The following is a 16,620-nucleotide window of genomic DNA, read 5'->3' as shown; positions in this document are numbered from 1 at the left end:
ACATGCTTGAAACGATAAATGTTAGTAAGTCATTTAAGGGAAAAAAGGCGGTACAGGACGTTAACTTATATCTTGATAGAGGAGAATCAGTTGGTTTGCTAGGTCCGAATGGTGCCGGTAAATCTACAACGATTTCCATGATATCGACTTTGATCAAGCCGACTTCTGGTGAAATAAAGTTGAATGGAGTCAATACCGTAAACAAACCAGCAGATATAAGAAGAGTATTAGGAGTGGTGCCTCAGGAATTAGCTCTCTATCAAGAGCTTTCTGCTTATGAAAATTTAAAATTTTTTGGCTCGATTTATAAATTGAAAGGCAAGGAATTAGAGAACAGTATTCAACATGCACTGGAAATTGTCGGGTTGAAGGATCGTCAAAAGGATTTAGTGAAAACTTTTTCCGGAGGGATGAAGCGAAGAGTCAACATTGCTGCTGCATTGTTGCATAAACCGCAAATATTAATTCTTGATGAGCCGACAGTCGGCATTGATCCACAATCAAGAAGTCATATTTTAGAAACGGTACGATCATTAAATGAAACAGACGGTACAACGATTTTATATACGAGTCATTATATGGAGGAAGTCGAACAGCTTTGCGATCGAGTTTACATTATGGATCATGGTGAGGTGATTGCGGCAGGTAGTAAAGCGGAGCTGCTCAGTATTTTATCGTCTGAAGATACGATCAAGCTAGAATTAAGCATGATCGATGAACTTTTTGTGGAAAAGATAAAAAAGCTGGAAGGTGTTCGCAAGGTGGAAACAGCTAGTTCGCAGCTTAAGGTCATAGCAAAGAAAGGAAGCAATTTGATTAGTGAGCTTGTCTATTTAGCTGACAGTCATCAAATTCAATTGCTCAATTTTCAAACAGAGTCACCTAGTCTGGAAGATGTTTTCCTTCATCTAACTGGTAGGACATTGAGAGATTAAGGAGGTGTAATCGTGGGAAGTTTTATCAAAAAGGATTTATTTTTATTTTTACGTGATCGTAAAGAACTTGTAGTCGCGCTTTTGCTTCCGATTGTGATCATTTTTGTCCTCAATCTTGCCTTTGATGGGTTGTTTGACAGTAATGAGGAAGCCACGCTCGATATACACTTGGCATTAGTTAATCAAGATAATCAGGAGAAGGTAACGGAATCATTACAGGAAAAGTTGATTGAAGAGGGATCTTTTGACGAAATGGAAGCTACTGCAATTGCAGAACAAGCTAGCTATGCAGATCCGGTAGAAGCTTTAGCCAATTTTCTTGAGAGTGAAGATTTACAAAATTGGGTTACCATACACGATTTAGATGAAACGGAAGCGATAGATCAAGTCGAACAAGGTGAAATCGATGGAATGTTAGTAATCCCGAATGACTTTACAGTTGAAAGTTTATATGCGGCTTTCACCGGAGAACCGCCGGCAGTTTCACTTGCTTATAAAATGGAAGAAGAAACGGCTAACAACGGGACAATGTATGACATCATTAACGGTTTTATTGATAATTTGAATTATCAATTTGCCATGCAGCAGATCGCTGGTAGTAATGAAGTGGAAGTAGTACAACCACAAGGCGGTGTGGAGCAGTTAGGTGAAGGAGAAACTTTTACAATGTCCCAGTATTTCACGCTTGCAATGGGAATCCTGTTTGCATTATTCCTTTCCATTACGGTAGCGGCTAAAACAGGTGAAGAAATCAGACAACAAGTTTTTGATCGAATTTTAGTAACGAATAGTCATCCTATGTTATTTTTGATCGGGAAAATGGTATCAACATTTATTTTAGCATGGTTGCAAATCAGTATCGTCTTTGGTTTAGCGCATTTGATATTAGATGTATTTCCTGGTCGTTCCCTCGACTTTTGGCTAGGAGTTGCTGTGATTACGTTACTGTTTGCTTTAGCGGTTGCAGGTTTAGCGGCGGTATTCACTTCTATTGCTTTACAAATGCACAATATAGATGCTGCAAACGGTGTGTTTAATGTGATAGCAATGGTATTAGCAGTCCTTGGAGGTAACTTCGTGCCCATTTATGTATTTCCGGATTGGATGCAAAGGGTTAGCGAATGGACACCAAATGGCTTAACTCTGTCAATGATGATGGAGTGGCTTCAATACCAACAAGTATCGTCTTTAATAATGCCTAGTTTAATGCTAGTTGGCTTTTTTGTATTATGTACGTTAGTTGGATTGGCGATGTATCCTAAAAGGGGGGGAGCAAAATGAAGTCTGTTTTGTGGGCACAATTTTCTAAAGATAAACGAAATCCAATTTTAGTTCTTGCATTGATTATGGGAAGTATCCTTGCGACCCTCTTTTTTTCGGGTGGGATACAAACGCCTACCAAGGTGGTTATTTTCAGTGAGGAAGATAATGCGGAGGAGATCGAAAAAAAATGGGAAGATCGCTTAAATGTAGATAATGCCTTCGAGTTTGTTGTCACAGATCCTGATCAAGCACGTGAGGAAGTTCGTGATGGTAATATCGATGTGGCGGTTCAATTAATGGAGATGGACTATCGATTGTTAGTTATTTCTGAGCTTCCGACAGTTTCTATGGTAAGGCAACATGTGGATAAAGTATTTCAACAGGAAGCACAAATTAGCTCACTGATTGATGCTACAGGAGATGAGAACATCAGAAGTGAGATCGAAAATTATCTAGCAGATGCGCCTGTACAAATCGAAGCACAAGGATTGGATAGTAAAGAGGTGCCAAGTTATAACATGAGTATTCAGCTTATGTTTGCTTTCACCTTTCTGATTTCTATGTTTCTTGCAGGATTTAAAGTCAATAATGTCACAAATGATAAAGTTTCAGGTGTGTGGAATCGGATGATTTTGTCACCGATTAATAAATCGAGTATGTATATCGGCTATATTTTGTACAGCTTTTTGGTGACGATGTTTCAAATTGTCGTAGTTCTGATTGTCTTTAAGTACGTGATGAATTATGAGTTGGGTGATAACTTGTGGACACTAATCATCATTTCTGCACTCTTTACCTTCAGCATGATCAGTATTGCGATGTTGTTAACTGGCCTTGTAAAATCACCAGAGCAATTTTACGCTATCTATCCATCCATCATCCCGCTTATTCCATTAATTAGTGGAGCGTATATGATGCCGGGTACGATCACAAACAAAGTGTTGCTATTTATCGGAGATTTATTTCCAATGGCACACGCAATGGATGCAACGATGTCAGTTATCTTCTATGATGCCAACTTCAATGAGATTTTAATGCCGCTATTAATCATGCTCCTTATTGGGATAATAGCCATGGGTATTGGAGTAAATCTTATCGAGAGGCGTGGAGGGAGTACAGCTACAAAGTAAATGAACTGTTCTAATACGATAATATTGCTTGATTATTAATTGAATATTGTTTTTCGTAAAAACAAAAAGGACTACCATAATTCTATATCGGACTTATGGAAAAGTCCTTTATTTTTTTTCAGTAAACTCTGTACATAAAATGAGTACACCAACGATATATTGTATTAGGGCTAGTACGTTTTAAAGGTGGGGACCGAATGAAGCTGAATGAAGAGGTTATTCGAGTTGGGCAAGTGGCTTCAGACTGGGAAGAGGCGGTGCGACAGTGTGGACAGTTATTAATCGACAATGGAAATGTGGAGGCTCGTTATGTTCATGCAATGGTGGATACGGTTCATATTTTAGGTTCGTATATTGTTATTGCACCAGGAGTGGCATTACCGCATGCTAGACCAGAGGATGGGGTATTACGACAAGGAATAAGTGTTTCTGTTTTGCAAAAGTCTGTTTCTTTTTCCTCAGATAAAGAAGCAATTGTCTTTATCGGTTTAGCTGCGAAAAATAAAGTAATGCATTTGAATTTATTGAAAGCGGTTGCGGAGGTGATAGGTGACAGTGAAAAGTTAGCGCGATTAAAACAAGCACGAACGGTTCGTGAAGTACAACAATTGTTTGATGAGGAAAGCAGGTGAAGAGATGAAAATCTTAGCTGTTTGTGGAATGGGCTTTGGTTCGAGTATGATGCTGAAAATGACAGTGGAACAGGTGTTAAAAGATTTAAATCAAGTTGCAGATGTCGAGACTGCAGATTTTAGTACAGCTGCTGGGTTACAGGCAGATCTTATCGTGACGAATACCGAATTTGCGAAACAATTGGACGATGGATCAAAACCAGTAATAGCCATTAATAATATAGCGGATGGTCAGGAAGTGAAAGAGAAATTAATCGGATTTATTGGATAATACTAAAGACCGTTTTTGATGTCTAGCTCCGAGTGCCAAAAACTAGTCTACTTCCCGAGAGCACCTACGATAAGTCATCATCGGCTCGGAAAAGGACATCTGTTAAATTCGCCTACGTCCTGTAGGCAAAACAGATGTCAGTACCTCCTGTACAAGTCAGTGATTCCTTTATCTTAGTTGCTTTGGTTCAGACGCTACGTTTTTAAGCGGGCACTCTGCGCTTTTCTTATAACCTAAGGAGGTGGACCTAGTGGGCTTTTTTGAATTCTTGATGAATGAAGTTTTAAGTATTCCTGAGGTATTAGTTGGTCTAATAGTTTTAATTGGACTTGTTGCTCAAAGGGCTATCGTGTCAAAGGTTCTAACCGGCACATTAAAAAGTGTGATCGGATTTGTTATATTAGGTGCTGGTGCAGGGGTTATTATCGGTTCGTTAGATTCATTGGGTGGTATTATTGAAGAGGCGTTCCAAATTCAAGGGGTTGTACCGAATAATGAGGCAGTAGTTGCGTTAGCTCAGCAGATGTTTGGTGCGGAGACAGCCTTAATTATGGGATTTGGATTTATTGCGAACATTTTATTTGCACGTATTACGTCTTGGAAATACATTTTCTTAACTGGGCATCATACCTTTTTTATGGCAGCATTATTATCGGCTGTGCTTGGTACAGCAGGGTTAAGTGGATTTTGGTTAGTATTTGTCGGTTCTTTATTATTAGGGTTTTTAATGGTGATCATGCCGGCCTTGGGTCAACCTTTTATGCGTCAAGTAACGGGTAATGATCAGGTGGCAATTGGTCATTTTAGCACATTCGGATATATTTCTGCCGGATTAGTTGGAAAGTGGTTTGGCAATAAAGAAAAGTCTACAGAAGATATTAAAATTTCTGATCGCTGGGCATTTATAAAGGATTCATTAGTTTCTACTGCCTTAACAATGGTTGCTATCTTTATTATTATTGCTGTGTTGGCAGGTTCGGATATTGTCTCTAATTACAGTGGTGACCAGAATTATTTGATGTTTAGTATTATGCAGGGGATTACCTTTGCAGCAGGGCTGAGTATTATTTTGTTAGGTGTACGAATGATTTTGAATGAAATTGTTCCTGCATTTAAAGGGATAGCAGATAAAATTGTACCTGGAGCAAAACCTGCTTTAGATGTACCAATTGTTTTCCCGTATGCACCAACAGCTGTAATGATTGGCTTCTTGTTTAGTTTTGTAGGTGGATTAATTAGTATGGCTGTACTGGGAGTACTCGCACTTCCTCTAATAATACCAGGGCTTGTACCACACTTTTTTACAGGAGCGGGTGCAGGGGTGTTCGGTAATGCAACGGGTGGTCGAATTGGTGCTGCATTAGGTGGTTTTGTTAATGGAGTACTTATAAGCTTTATTCCTGCCTTTTTGTTACCTGTGTTAGGTGATCTTGGATTTGCTAATACTACCTTTGGTGATACGGACTTTGGAATAGTCGGAATTCTAATTGGTATTTTTGCATCCTTTTTTCAATAAATAAATCTAATAAACCAGTCGTGATCATTCACACGACTGGTTTATTAGATTTCCTAGCCTTTCACTGATCCCGCTGTCATTCCCTCGATCAATTTTTTCTGTGCAAAGAAGAACATAATACAGACAGGGATGATCGTAATAATTCCCCCGGCCGTTAATAAATCCCATTGCACACCGAGTTGCCCGATTAGATTCTTTAGTGTAACTGGTATCGTTCTAGTCGCTTCATTCGTAAAAAGTACAGCAAAGGTGTATTCATTCCAAGATTGAATAAAGATATAGACCCCAGTTGCAACGATCGATGGCATAAGGACTGGTAGGATTACTTTTATAAAAGCTGTTGCTCGATTGGCACCATCAATCATGGCTGCTTCCTCTAATGCATTAGGCAAATCTTTTAAATAGCCTGTAAGCATCCACACCGAGAAAGGGATGGTGAATGTTGCATATGCCATCACCAGTGAAATTGGTGTATATAGTAAATCAAAACTACGCATGATCGCAAATAAGGGGATAAGCAATAATACATTCGGAAACATATTATTTGTTAAAAATAAGCCCATTAGCAGACTTTTTCCTTTGAATTCGTATCTGGTAAAAGAATAAGCTGCCAAAGTAGAGACAAAAAGTGTAACAAAGGTGGTGATCGTTGCTACTAAGAAACTGTTCCACATCGGTAACAGGAAATTAAACTCGCCAAATAATTTTTGGTAAGAAGCCAATGTTAACTCTTTTGGCCAATAGGTGACAGTGGAACCATACAATTCATGCTCCGGTTTCATGGATGTAATAAACGTCCAGTAAAAAGGAAACAGTAAAAACAATAGAATAGTACCCAATGGAATATATAAAGAAACAATTCTCTTCCAACGCATCGCTCATTACCTCTCTTTAAACGCATTTTTGAGATATGGAACAGCTACCATTGCTAGCATGAACATTAAGAAAAGTGCCATACTGGAAGAATAGCCTAGGTCTAGTACTGTTGCTTTATTAAAAATATAAACACTCAAAGTCTGAGTAGAGTACGATGGGCCACCACCAGTCATGTTATGGATAATATCAACAGAGTTAGAGACCCAGATAATCCGAAGTAAAATAGTAATAATAATCACATTCTTTAACGATGGAATCGTGATATGAATCAATTTCTGTAGTTTGCTTGCTCCGTCAATATCAGCTGCTTCATACATTTCTCGTGAAATCACTTGTAACCCAGCAAGGATCATAATGGCGAAAAAAGGAATACCCTGCCAGATGATCGTAACAATGACAGATCCAAATGCTGTGGATGTTTGAGACAAAAAGGTGATTCCTTGATCAAGCAGCCCCAGCTTGATCAACAAATCATTTAAAACGCCGTAGTTTCCATCGTATATCCACTTCCACATCAGTCCGATTAACACACCAGGAGTAGCCCATGGAATCAAACTAACTGCCCGAATAATTCCACGTCCCCGAAAGGATTGATTCAATAATAAAGCTAAAATAAAACCAAATAAAAATTGCAGTCCAACACCAAAAACAACCCATATAATCGTGTTTTTAAAGGCAAGCCAAAAGATTGGATCGGAAAACATGTCCGCAAAATTTCGAAAACCTAGATAAGCGATCTTATCGGGTCGCCTTAAATCATAGCTTTGAAAACTCATGAATATGGCCTCAATAACAGGTATAAAAACAACAAAGGTGACAATTAATAATGCCGGTAACACTAGAAGATAGGGCCATATATTGATATTTTTACGTCGCATCTTTTTCACCTCTGTTTCGTAGTAGCTTGGTAAGAAGGAATCATGCCAAAGAATTGTTCTCTGTCATGATCCTTTTTGAATCCGTTTACATAATTTGTTATTCTTCGTGCAGACTTTCGTGTAATTGCTGCATAGCATCTTCTGCTGTGATTTCTCCTAATAATGCGGAAGCTGTCGTGTTAGGCCAAATTGTACTGATCCATTCTGTTGTAGTATCCTTTATCGGCAGAATACCGGCAAAAGGTACTCCCTCAATCGAAGCTTTCATAAATTCATCGTTTTGAAAATGATCCATTTCCTGAACACGAGTACTTACTGGTACATTGCCTGTTGCAATCGTCCAATCTTCTTGTCCTTTGCCAGTTGCTAGATAGGAAACCCATTCGAATGCTGCTTCCTTATGCTCGGTTGATTCAAAAATAACATTATTGGTATCCCCCATTGATGTCCATTGCCCTACACCTTCAGGGAAGGCAAAGGCAGATACATCATCACCGAATGTTTCCACCATTTCAGCGGAAGAACCTGTATGGTGAACGGTCATGGCTGTCTTACCTGATTTAAAATTAGCAATTATTTCATTAAAGCCATCTGTAGTAGCTGATGGGGGAGCATAGCCATTCTCGTATATATCAATAAAGTCTTGCATACCTTGAATAGCTTCTTTACTCGTCATATCTTCAAAATCACCACCACGGCCATGAATAAAACTCCCCCAAGGTTCTTGGCCACCTGTAGCACCCCGCATACCAAACCCATAAATATCCGTATTTCCATCACCATCGGTATCCATTGTTGTTTGTTCAATAGCGGTTAATAATTCCTCATAGGTGGTCGGAACTTCAACACCAGCTTCTTCAAAAATAGAAGGGCGATAATACATGTATAATACTTGGGTATTCCAAGGCATAACGTATAAATTGTCTGTGCCGCTTGCGCTTTTCATAATATCGTATAAGTTCTCTTCGATGTCGTCTTTATCTTCCCAACTGTCGATATAGTCATCAAGTTTAGCTAGTAAATTATTTGCGGTGAAAAGCGGGGTGGAGGTTAACTTAAAAGCAGCTACATCCGGCCCGCCACCTCCCATTGCAGCGGTAAACAATGTTTCACTATAACCACCACCGTCCCATGGGTACTCCTCACCGATAACGGTAATGCCTTTATCATTTGTTTCATTAAACTCTGCAATTATATCCTGCATTAAATTAGAGTATTCAGAGTTATCAGCCCAATACCAATAGGTTAGTTCAACCGGTTCATCAGCTGATTGTGTGTCTTCTTGCTCTGTATCGGTAGATTCATTATCTTGAGAGTCATTTGTTCCTTCAGTGGATGTGGAGTTATTACTAGAGACACAAGCAACTAAAATAATAGGTAAGAATAATACCAACAGATATGTTAATAGTCTCTTCATCTTATTTAACTCCTTTCTTTTGCTAAAAATTGTTCTTTTTGCTCGAGGGCTTTCTTACTTGCTGTGACAATATTGGCAGCCGTTAATCCATACTTTTCGAGCAGTTCTTCAGGTGATGCGGATTCACCAAAAGTATCTTGTGTTCCGACTTTACGTACGGGTACAGGATATTCCTCCGCTAAAAGTTCTGAAATAGCACCACCTAGACCGCCGATAATAGAATGTTCCTCTGCTGTTACCACACAATCTGTGTGTTGAACCTCGTTTATAATAGCTTCCTTATCCAGTGGTTTTATTGTATGGACATTAATAACGGATGCATTTATTCCTTCTGAAGCTAGTTGTTCACTAGCTTGTAATGCACGTTCCACCATGATTCCACATGCAAAAATGGATACATCTGTTCCTTTTTTGATTGTCCGAGCCTTACCGATTTGGAAAGGGTCGGTATCGTTTGTTACGATCGGAACTGGCGTGCGTCCCAATCTAAGGTAAACAGGACCGATCCATTCTGTGCTTGCTTTAGTTGCCTCATAAGCTTCTTTTTCATCTGCAGGTACAATTACCGTCATTTCAGGCATTGCTCTCATGGAGGCTATATCTTCTAATGCCTGGTGGGTAGCCCCATCCTCTCCGCATGTCAATCCTGCATGACTGACTGCGATTTTTACGTTAGCTTGATTGTAACAAGCTGCCAGACGTATTTGTTCGTTCGCTCGTTGTGCAGCAAACACAGCATATGTTGTAGCAAAAGGAATATAGTTTGCTAATGCTAAGCCGGAAGCTGTTCCGATCATATCTTGTTCAGATATACCAATTTGAAAGTACCTTTCGGAATATTTATTGGCAAAAGCTTCGACCCTGACAGATTCAGCTAAATCGGCACATAATGCGACTACCTTTTGATTTTCTTCGCCTAGTTCTACTAATGCTCTCCCAAAACCATCACGACCACTTTTTGCTTTTGTCATTTGTAATCCTCCTTCATTATCGTTCTGTTACTAAATCTGAGCCAAAACTGCTAGTACCGATTTCATCGAGTGCGCGAGTGGCTTCTTCCTCTGATGGTGCTTTTCCGTGCCAGATTGCTTCATGTTCCATAAACGAAACTCCCTTTCCAATGACCGTTTTCGCAATTATCGCAGTTGGAGTACCAGTATTTTGTTCAAATTGATCAAATGCTTTTTTCACTTGATTTACTTCATTGCCATCAATTTCGAGAGTATGCCAGCCAAATGCCTTGAATTTTTCGGCGATCGGTTCAATATTCATCACATCTTTGACATGACCGTCAATTTGAATGTCATTCCAGCTAATGATCAATGCGATTTGATCTAAATGATGGTGTGCAGCTGTCATAGCAGCTTCCCAGACTTGGCCTTCTTGAATTTCACCGTCCCCGACTAAGCAATAAATTTTTGCATCACTGTCTCGAAGCCGGTTAGCAAGTGCCATTCCATTTGCGATCGAAAGTCCTTGTCCCAGCGGTCCTGCAGATGTTTCAAGTCCTGGTAAGTCATGACGTGATGGGTGTCCTTGTAGTCTGGAGTTTAGTTTTCGGAACGTCCATAATTCTTCAATCGGGAAGTAACCACTTCTAGCCATGGCAGAATATAGCGCTGTACAAATGTGTCCATTACTTAACACAAAGCGATCACGGTCTTCCCAATCAGGTTGTGATGGTCGGTGGTGTAATCGATTGAAATATAATTCTGCGATGATTTCTGCTGCTCCTATTGCTCCCCCAGGGTGACCAGTGTTTTTACTTGTTAATTGAATAACATCACGTTTAATTCTTTTTGCGATTTCGTTAATTTCTCTCGTATTTGCCATTAATTCTGATTCCTCCTTTAATTAGGATTTGTCTCCATCATGTTGATAATCCGTTGTCTAACATCATGAAACTGCAATTCTAATAATTTTTCTGCTTCCTCGATATTTTGCGTTAGAATAGCTTGATAAAGTTGGTGATGAAGTGCTGCAGCTTGGATTAAATTTTCGGAATGATGCAGTTCACTTTTTTGCTCAAACAATTCCCAAAATGCATGAAGCAATTGGTCTAATATTAGGTTTTTCGTTCGTGAATAAAGAATTCTGTGAAATAATTGATCCTCTTCTTTGAAAATGCGCTTTTTCTGTGCTTTTGCTTCCATCCGGTTAACCAAATCTCTCATCATCTGTAAATCTTCTAAAGTTAATGCTTCAATGGCGGAAGGTAAAAACCCCCTCTCTAAGTTGTATCGTACTTCTAATAGTTCTAGTAAGGATGCAGGTCTTGCACGAAGTAGAATGTTCCAGCCACCTAATATGGAGTTGCTGACATCAGGAAATCGCACTTCTCTTCCTTTTCCTTGTGTAGGTACGATAATGCCGCTTGCCTCAAATTCACGTAACAACTCTCGTAAAACAGGTCTGCTGACACTAAGTCGTTCTGTTAATTCTTTTTCTGAAGGCAGATTTCTTTTTGTTGACAGGCATTCCACAATAATGTCGATAATTTCACTTTTTTGTGCTACTTTTTTCTCTCCATTCTTTTTCATGATTTCCTCCAACTAATAGGGACATCTTCACTTGTTAAACAATTATTAGATTTGTATGACAAATCGATAATAAGTATGACAATAATAAAAATGTGAGTTTTAGAGAGTAGTAGAAAAGGGATAAATAAAGAGGTTGACGTAGAAAGTACAGGACATATTCGGACTATTTACCTTACTTCCTCATCAGATTCTCTTCCTTGGATATCGTTGATTATCTAAGCAAGAGAAATACACTTCAGTGAACAAAAAACACGAACATTTTAAAATGTTCGTGTTTATAGCACGGTGTTTCATTCGTAAATATAGGAGATGACCTCAATAGCTTGATCAATAGTTTCAACGGTTACATTCGCTTTGTTGGAAAGCTCTTTTAATGGATGTATAAGTGAATCTGGTCTGACAATAATGGTAGGTATGTTCATCGCAATTGCAGTACTTGCGTCCATTGCGGTATTCCATTGTTTATATTTATCCCCGAAAAGCGCAATCACGATATCAGATTTTTTCATTAAGACTTGTGTTCGAAAATTGTTTATATCTGATGCTGCATCGTCTTTATAAAGCTTACCAGGTTGTTCACCTAGTATATCCTCGCCAACATTGTCTGAACGATCATGATTTGTTTGAGGACCTACAAAAGTTAAAGGAAGTCCTTTTTCTTTCGATTTTTGCTCTACCTCTTTTCTCCAATCATCATGAATCTGTCCCGCTAAATAAACAGTTAGCTGCATATGTAATCCCCTCTCTTATTATTATTACTTTCATGATATAAAAAAAGGGTTCCATTTTCAAAAATAGAATACTAGTGTATGTCTACTGAAGTGATTTTTAACTTATGTTAAATTATATGTTAACCTTTTATTAGGAAATAATTAGGAGGGACTAAGTGTGAAAAGTAAAACTCGGGCTATTATCACGCTTGTAAGTAGTTTGCTTATTTTTGCTGCAGGTTTATTTAGACTACTGACCGAGTCCCTTGTATCAACCCCCTTAGTTGTAGCATATATCTTTGTTTTCAGTGGATTCATTGGAGCTGTTGCAAACGGAATAATCTTAATGAAGAAACCGAGTTCTAGATAATTTCCTTGAGAGATATTGTTCGTAAGAGAGATAGCTCCTAGTCTCTATCTAGTAAATGATATTGAAGGGGGTTATGGAAAAATGATAATGAATATTGTACTTGGAGTCGGTGTTGTTTTACTATTATTATTTTCATTTGTAGTTTTTAACAGTTTTAAGAATAGGTGATTTTTAGAATGAAGGGAGAAGGTCATAATGTCTCCAAATAAATCTTTTAACGATGTCATAGAGCATAAACAGAAGGTCGAAGGTGTTCCTATAACTAGAGGTAGACGCCTACCACTCCCAATTAAAATAATCGGGTATTTCCTATTCGGTGGAATGGCGATTATGATCGTATTAGGCATGATTGCCAATTTTATATTTTAAAAAGAAATCATTTCAAGATTGAGGAGTGAGGATGATGGCGACACCAAAACATATCGTTTCGGCTTCTGCCTGTGTTTTAAATGATAAAAATGAGATTTTGTTAGTGAAAAGCCCAAAAAGAGGTTGGGAAATGCCTGGAGGTCAAGTAGAAGAGGGAGAATCAATAAAAAGCGCTGCAATTAGGGAAACAAAGGAAGAGTCAGGTATAGATATTGATATAGAAAAATATTGTGGCATGTATCAAAATGTAAGTCGTTCTATTTGTAACGCATTGTTTTTAGGAAAAGTGATCGGTGGAGAATTAACAACTAGTCTTGAAAGTTTAGAGGTAGGTTTCTTTCCTATTAACCAAGCACTTGAGATGGTTACATGGCATACTTTCAGAAATCGAATGGAGTATTGTTTAAATGAACATCTGCATCCATTTTTTGTGGAATGTTGAATAAGACGTGATATTAAATTACTTCCTAAAGCCAAATATTTTTCAACAGAATTAATTATCGATACATGGAATAAAGAAGGTAAATTATATAAGGTCCCTTTTTATCGAAGACCTTTAAATGAAATTATAAACAAAACTCAACAATATTTTTAGATTGAAGGATTAATAGAACCACTGCCTACCATGAAATTTAAAGTACAATCACCGAAAAAATATAATAGTCTAATGAAGTGCCCACAATTTCTCATTATAAAGGCAACTTTAAAATAGTGAATAACAAGGATATCTTTTTAAAAGAAAGATTAAATGGTGAAGGAGGGAGAAATGGATAAACATGTAAAACAAGAATTGTTACTAATATCCATTGTCCTAGTCATTGTGCTTGTTGTTGCATTCTTTTTCTGGCTATTGTTTAAGGATTTTTTAAGCCCGGAAATAGTGATAAGAGAAAGTAAGGTTGAGAAAGTAAATAAAGAAGAAGGAACGATTACAATAGAGTGTGTTCAAAGCAAAGTAGAAAAAATTAGTGAATTTGAAGAAGGACAAAACGTAAAGGTTTGGTTTGCGATACCAAGAAGTGATGAAGACGTTTGGAATTGCAATAAAAATAAAATAAAGGATGTAGAAATTATCGACTAATAAGTCAATCTAATTAATTAGGAGAAAACACAATGATAAGTATCATCATCTCATATATTTTTTTAGGTATATCACTTTCTGCGCCGGTTGGTCCAATTAATATTGCGCAATTTAACAAAGGAATTCATCATGGATTTCTAAATGCATGGCTTGTTGGCATTGGTGGTATGTTAGCTGATGTCCTATTTATGTTGATCATTTACTATGGTATTACGGACTATTTGACGACTCCTATTCCAAAATTATTAATGTGGACTTTAGGTTGCTTAGTTCTCAGTTATTTGGGATATGAGAGTATTCGTGATTCCAAAAAGAAGATAACACTTGCTGAGAGTAATCAATATGAACCTCCGATAAAGTCATTTGTAACGGGCTTTTTACTGGCAGCTTCGAATCCATTAAATATTATTTTCTGGATTGGTATATATGGATCGGTTTTGACAGAGGCAGTACATACAATTGGAAAGCAACAGGCACTTCTGTACAGCAGTGCTATATTTATTGGAATCATGATTTGGGATGTTTCCATGGCGGCAATAGCCCATTTTAGCCGTAAAAGAATTAATAAGACAATCATCAAATGGATTTCCATCATAGCTGGCATTGTATTATGGATATTCGGATTAAACTTTGGTTATCAAGCTATCATCACTTTTATAGATATTTACTAAATGAAACTTCCTTATCCATGAAACGTATGGATATATTAAAGGTGGTGATGGTAATGGGAGTAGGTTCTTGGGTTGCCTTAGCTGTTGCTGTAGCTATTGCGATAGGAGTATTTGGAAAGTCAAAAAAGAAATAACATAAGTAGAGATATAAGTTTCGCAATAAACAATTGCAATTTCGCAATAAAGGAGCGGGATTTCGCAATAAACGAGTGCAATTTCGCAATAAAGAAGCTGAATTTCGCAATAAACAATTGCAATAATAATAAAAAGCTAACTCCTTACGCGGAAATCTGTTCATTTGCTTGGACAGATTTCCCTGTTAATTCCGTTTTACAGGGAAATCTTACAGTTTTATTTTGCAGTTTTTCTCGTAAAACTAATAGTATCTCATTTGATTACGGACGCATTCTAATAATATCTGATTCCAACTGTAGCTAATTGCTGAATATCTTTATTTCTTTTGGAAGTTGATCTGATGCGTTAGGTACTTTGCGTGGAGTGTATTCCACTAAATCAGAAGAGTATATATTGATGATTACTTTACCATCAATGGCCTTAGAACGAATAAGCAAAGGTTGATTATAATTATTTTTAAATGTGAAATCAGGTCCGTACCAGCTAACTGTTGCATCACGTCCAGGTGGAACATAAGGAACTTTCCTGCTATGAGAATATCGCTCGATAATTTCTACTCCTGCACGATCAACAGCATTAAATAGAGTGGAGGACACTTGGCAAATCCCCCCGCCGATACCTTCTGTTAATTCCCCTTTCACTATCTCGGGAGCAGGCAAATATCCTTTTTCTTTCGTTCTTTTTCCAACCACTTCGTTAAAAGAAAAGGTTTTACCGGGAAATACAACATGATTATTAATTGCTTCTGCTGAAAGAGAAATATTATGAGATCTTTCTTCATTATTCGCATTAAAATAGGTAATATATTGCCCTATTTGTTGCGTTCGAATATCGGCGAGTAATTCACTGTCCACTCTGGGATGCAATTTAAGTATTGGTGCTTCTATTCGGATAGCATCCTTTTCGAAAAAATTGGTGTAAAACAGTTCTGTGAATTTTTGGCGGTGTAACGTATATCCTTCTTGACCAGGAACAATTATTCCATCATCGTCGATCGTTGCATCTACAGGTTCTTGCGAGATTTTTTCACCAAGTTCTTCTGTGAACTCGCTAAACTTAGAATCATCGATTAGCGGATCGTCTAAATAGGGAACCATCAAATCAGTTCGATTGATACTCGCAATTGGTTTCCCTTTGTACGTTACTACCAAGTCATGCGAAACATTGGTTTGAGTGAATAGTAAAAAAAAGATTGTTAAATAGGTCATTTTCATCTGCTAGTTGCCTCCTAATTTTAGTATGTTTCAGAGGCATGATTTCATGTGAGAAATTGCAAATATAATAAAATGGAGTAAATAGCTTGTGTTTTATGTCAGTTTCGTTTAATATCAATTACAGACAACATGAGTCTCTAATATATCTATGAGGTGGAAAAGTTATGAAATATTCCAGAGCCACAAACTATGCACTACACACAATGGCTTATTTAACATTAGCACCAAAAGGAAAATCACTTGGAGTAGATCAATTAGCAAAAATACAAAATCTTTCACCAACATACCTTTCCAAAATTTTAACGAAGCTTGTCAAAGCAGGATTGATTGAATCAACTCCTGGAGTTAATGGAGGGTATAGTGTTATCAGACGGTCGAAAGAAATTTCCTTTTTAGATGTTATTCATGCTATTGAAGGGGAAACAACCTTATTTAGCTGTTCGCTGGAACATGAAGAAAATAAAAATGGCGATTGTTTAATTGAAAATGTCATGATTGAAGCAGAAAGAAAGATGAAAGATGACTTAGATAAGAAATATATTGTGGATATTGCAAAACAAATCGAACAGCAAAAAATAGTAAACGAACAATCATCATAATTTTTTTACTTTA

General features: G+C 37.6%; 20 protein-coding genes. 12 read left to right on the top strand and 8 right to left on the bottom strand.

Annotated elements, in window-relative coordinates; genetic code table 11:
• Positions 1-2 precede the first annotated feature (2 nt).
• The 6 genes from D569_RS0100490 to D569_RS0100465 all read left to right on the top strand — a co-directional run bounded on the left by D569_RS0100490 (position 3) and on the right by D569_RS0100465 (position 5,747).
• Positions 3-935 carry an ABC transporter ATP-binding protein gene (locus D569_RS0100490; protein WP_018930426.1) on the top strand — a complete coding sequence of 311 codons (933 nt, stop codon included), beginning with the start codon at positions 3-5 and terminating at the stop codon, positions 933-935.
• 12 nt (positions 936-947) lie between these two features.
• A complete protein-coding gene (locus D569_RS0100485; protein WP_018930425.1) occupies positions 948-2,216 on the top strand; it encodes an ABC transporter permease in 1,269 nt (422 codons plus the stop codon).
• A complete protein-coding gene (locus D569_RS0100480) occupies positions 2,213-3,328 on the top strand; it encodes an ABC transporter permease (protein ID WP_018930424.1) in 1,116 nt (371 codons plus the stop codon). The genes D569_RS0100485 and D569_RS0100480 overlap by 4 nt, the downstream gene beginning before the upstream one ends.
• A 197-nt stretch (positions 3,329-3,525) precedes the next feature.
• The gene (locus D569_RS0100475) at positions 3,526-3,960 is read left to right on the top strand and encodes a PTS mannitol transporter subunit IIA (protein WP_018930423.1); all 435 of its coding nucleotides are present in this window, start codon (positions 3,526-3,528) and stop codon (positions 3,958-3,960) included.
• A gap of 4 nt (positions 3,961-3,964) precedes the next feature.
• Positions 3,965-4,231 (top strand): PTS sugar transporter subunit IIB, encoded by a 267-nt coding sequence (locus D569_RS0100470; protein WP_018930422.1) that lies wholly within the window; start codon positions 3,965-3,967, stop codon positions 4,229-4,231.
• A 250-nt stretch (positions 4,232-4,481) separates the two neighbouring features.
• Positions 4,482-5,747, top strand: a complete 1,266-nt coding sequence (locus D569_RS0100465; RefSeq protein WP_018930421.1) for a PTS ascorbate transporter subunit IIC — start codon at positions 4,482-4,484, stop codon at positions 5,745-5,747.
• 53 nt (positions 5,748-5,800) lie between these two features.
• Here the strand turns inward: D569_RS0100465 and D569_RS0100460 are convergent, their stop codons facing one another.
• From D569_RS0100460 to D569_RS0100430, 7 genes are all read right to left on the bottom strand, one after another.
• Positions 5,801-6,622 carry a carbohydrate ABC transporter permease gene (locus D569_RS0100460; RefSeq protein WP_018930420.1) on the bottom strand — a complete coding sequence of 274 codons (822 nt, stop codon included), beginning with the start codon at positions 6,620-6,622 and terminating at the stop codon, positions 5,801-5,803.
• A 6-nt stretch (positions 6,623-6,628) separates the two neighbouring features.
• The gene (locus D569_RS0100455; protein WP_018930419.1) at positions 6,629-7,501 is read right to left on the bottom strand and encodes a carbohydrate ABC transporter permease; all 873 of its coding nucleotides are present in this window, start codon (positions 7,499-7,501) and stop codon (positions 6,629-6,631) included.
• Between the two features lie 97 nt (positions 7,502-7,598).
• Positions 7,599-8,918 (bottom strand): ABC transporter substrate-binding protein, encoded by a 1,320-nt coding sequence (locus tag D569_RS0100450; RefSeq protein ID WP_018930418.1) that lies wholly within the window; start codon positions 8,916-8,918, stop codon positions 7,599-7,601.
• Positions 8,919-8,923: 5 nt separating this feature from the next.
• Positions 8,924-9,889 (bottom strand): transketolase family protein, encoded by a 966-nt coding sequence (locus D569_RS0100445; RefSeq protein WP_018930417.1) that lies wholly within the window; start codon positions 9,887-9,889, stop codon positions 8,924-8,926.
• Positions 9,890-9,905: 16 nt separating this feature from the next.
• A complete protein-coding gene (locus D569_RS0100440) occupies positions 9,906-10,751 on the bottom strand; it encodes a transketolase (protein WP_018930416.1) in 846 nt (281 codons plus the stop codon).
• A gap of 17 nt (positions 10,752-10,768) precedes the next feature.
• Positions 10,769-11,458, bottom strand: coding sequence for a FadR/GntR family transcriptional regulator (locus tag D569_RS0100435; RefSeq protein WP_018930415.1), 690 nt, complete (start codon positions 11,456-11,458; stop codon positions 10,769-10,771).
• A gap of 290 nt (positions 11,459-11,748) precedes the next feature.
• Positions 11,749-12,189, bottom strand: a complete 441-nt coding sequence (locus D569_RS0100430; RefSeq protein ID WP_018930414.1) for a YtoQ family protein — start codon at positions 12,187-12,189, stop codon at positions 11,749-11,751.
• Positions 12,190-12,346: 157 nt separating this feature from the next.
• Between D569_RS0100430 and D569_RS0100425 the strand changes: the two genes are divergently transcribed.
• The 5 genes from D569_RS0100425 (at position 12,347) to D569_RS0100400 (ending at position 14,659) form a co-directional block, all read left to right on the top strand.
• A complete protein-coding gene (locus tag D569_RS0100425; RefSeq protein WP_018930413.1) occupies positions 12,347-12,538 on the top strand; it encodes a hypothetical protein in 192 nt (63 codons plus the stop codon).
• A 195-nt stretch (positions 12,539-12,733) separates the two neighbouring features.
• The gene (locus tag D569_RS24550) at positions 12,734-12,907 is read left to right on the top strand and encodes a hypothetical protein (RefSeq protein WP_018930412.1); all 174 of its coding nucleotides are present in this window, start codon (positions 12,734-12,736) and stop codon (positions 12,905-12,907) included.
• A gap of 34 nt (positions 12,908-12,941) precedes the next feature.
• Positions 12,942-13,349 carry an NUDIX hydrolase gene (locus D569_RS0100410; protein WP_018930411.1) on the top strand — a complete coding sequence of 136 codons (408 nt, stop codon included), beginning with the start codon at positions 12,942-12,944 and terminating at the stop codon, positions 13,347-13,349.
• A 324-nt stretch (positions 13,350-13,673) separates the two neighbouring features.
• A complete protein-coding gene (locus tag D569_RS0100405; RefSeq protein WP_018930410.1) occupies positions 13,674-13,988 on the top strand; it encodes a hypothetical protein in 315 nt (104 codons plus the stop codon).
• 32 nt (positions 13,989-14,020) lie between these two features.
• The gene (locus D569_RS0100400) at positions 14,021-14,659 is read left to right on the top strand and encodes a LysE family transporter (protein WP_018930409.1); all 639 of its coding nucleotides are present in this window, start codon (positions 14,021-14,023) and stop codon (positions 14,657-14,659) included.
• A 434-nt stretch (positions 14,660-15,093) separates the two neighbouring features.
• Here the strand turns inward: D569_RS0100400 and D569_RS0100390 are convergent, their stop codons facing one another.
• Positions 15,094-16,008 carry a VanW family protein gene (locus D569_RS0100390; RefSeq protein WP_018930408.1) on the bottom strand — a complete coding sequence of 305 codons (915 nt, stop codon included), beginning with the start codon at positions 16,006-16,008 and terminating at the stop codon, positions 15,094-15,096.
• A 164-nt stretch (positions 16,009-16,172) separates the two neighbouring features.
• Here D569_RS0100390 and D569_RS0100385 point away from each other — a divergent pair, with 164 nt between their 5' ends.
• The gene (locus tag D569_RS0100385; RefSeq protein WP_018930407.1) at positions 16,173-16,607 is read left to right on the top strand and encodes an Rrf2 family transcriptional regulator; all 435 of its coding nucleotides are present in this window, start codon (positions 16,173-16,175) and stop codon (positions 16,605-16,607) included.
• The last annotated feature ends 13 nt before the right edge of the window (positions 16,608-16,620 follow it).

This window comes from Gracilibacillus lacisalsi DSM 19029, from assembly GCF_000377765.1.
Lineage (GTDB): Bacteria > Bacillota > Bacilli > Bacillales > Amphibacillaceae > Gracilibacillus > Gracilibacillus lacisalsi.
This window is presented reverse-complemented; position numbering and strand designations above follow the sequence as displayed.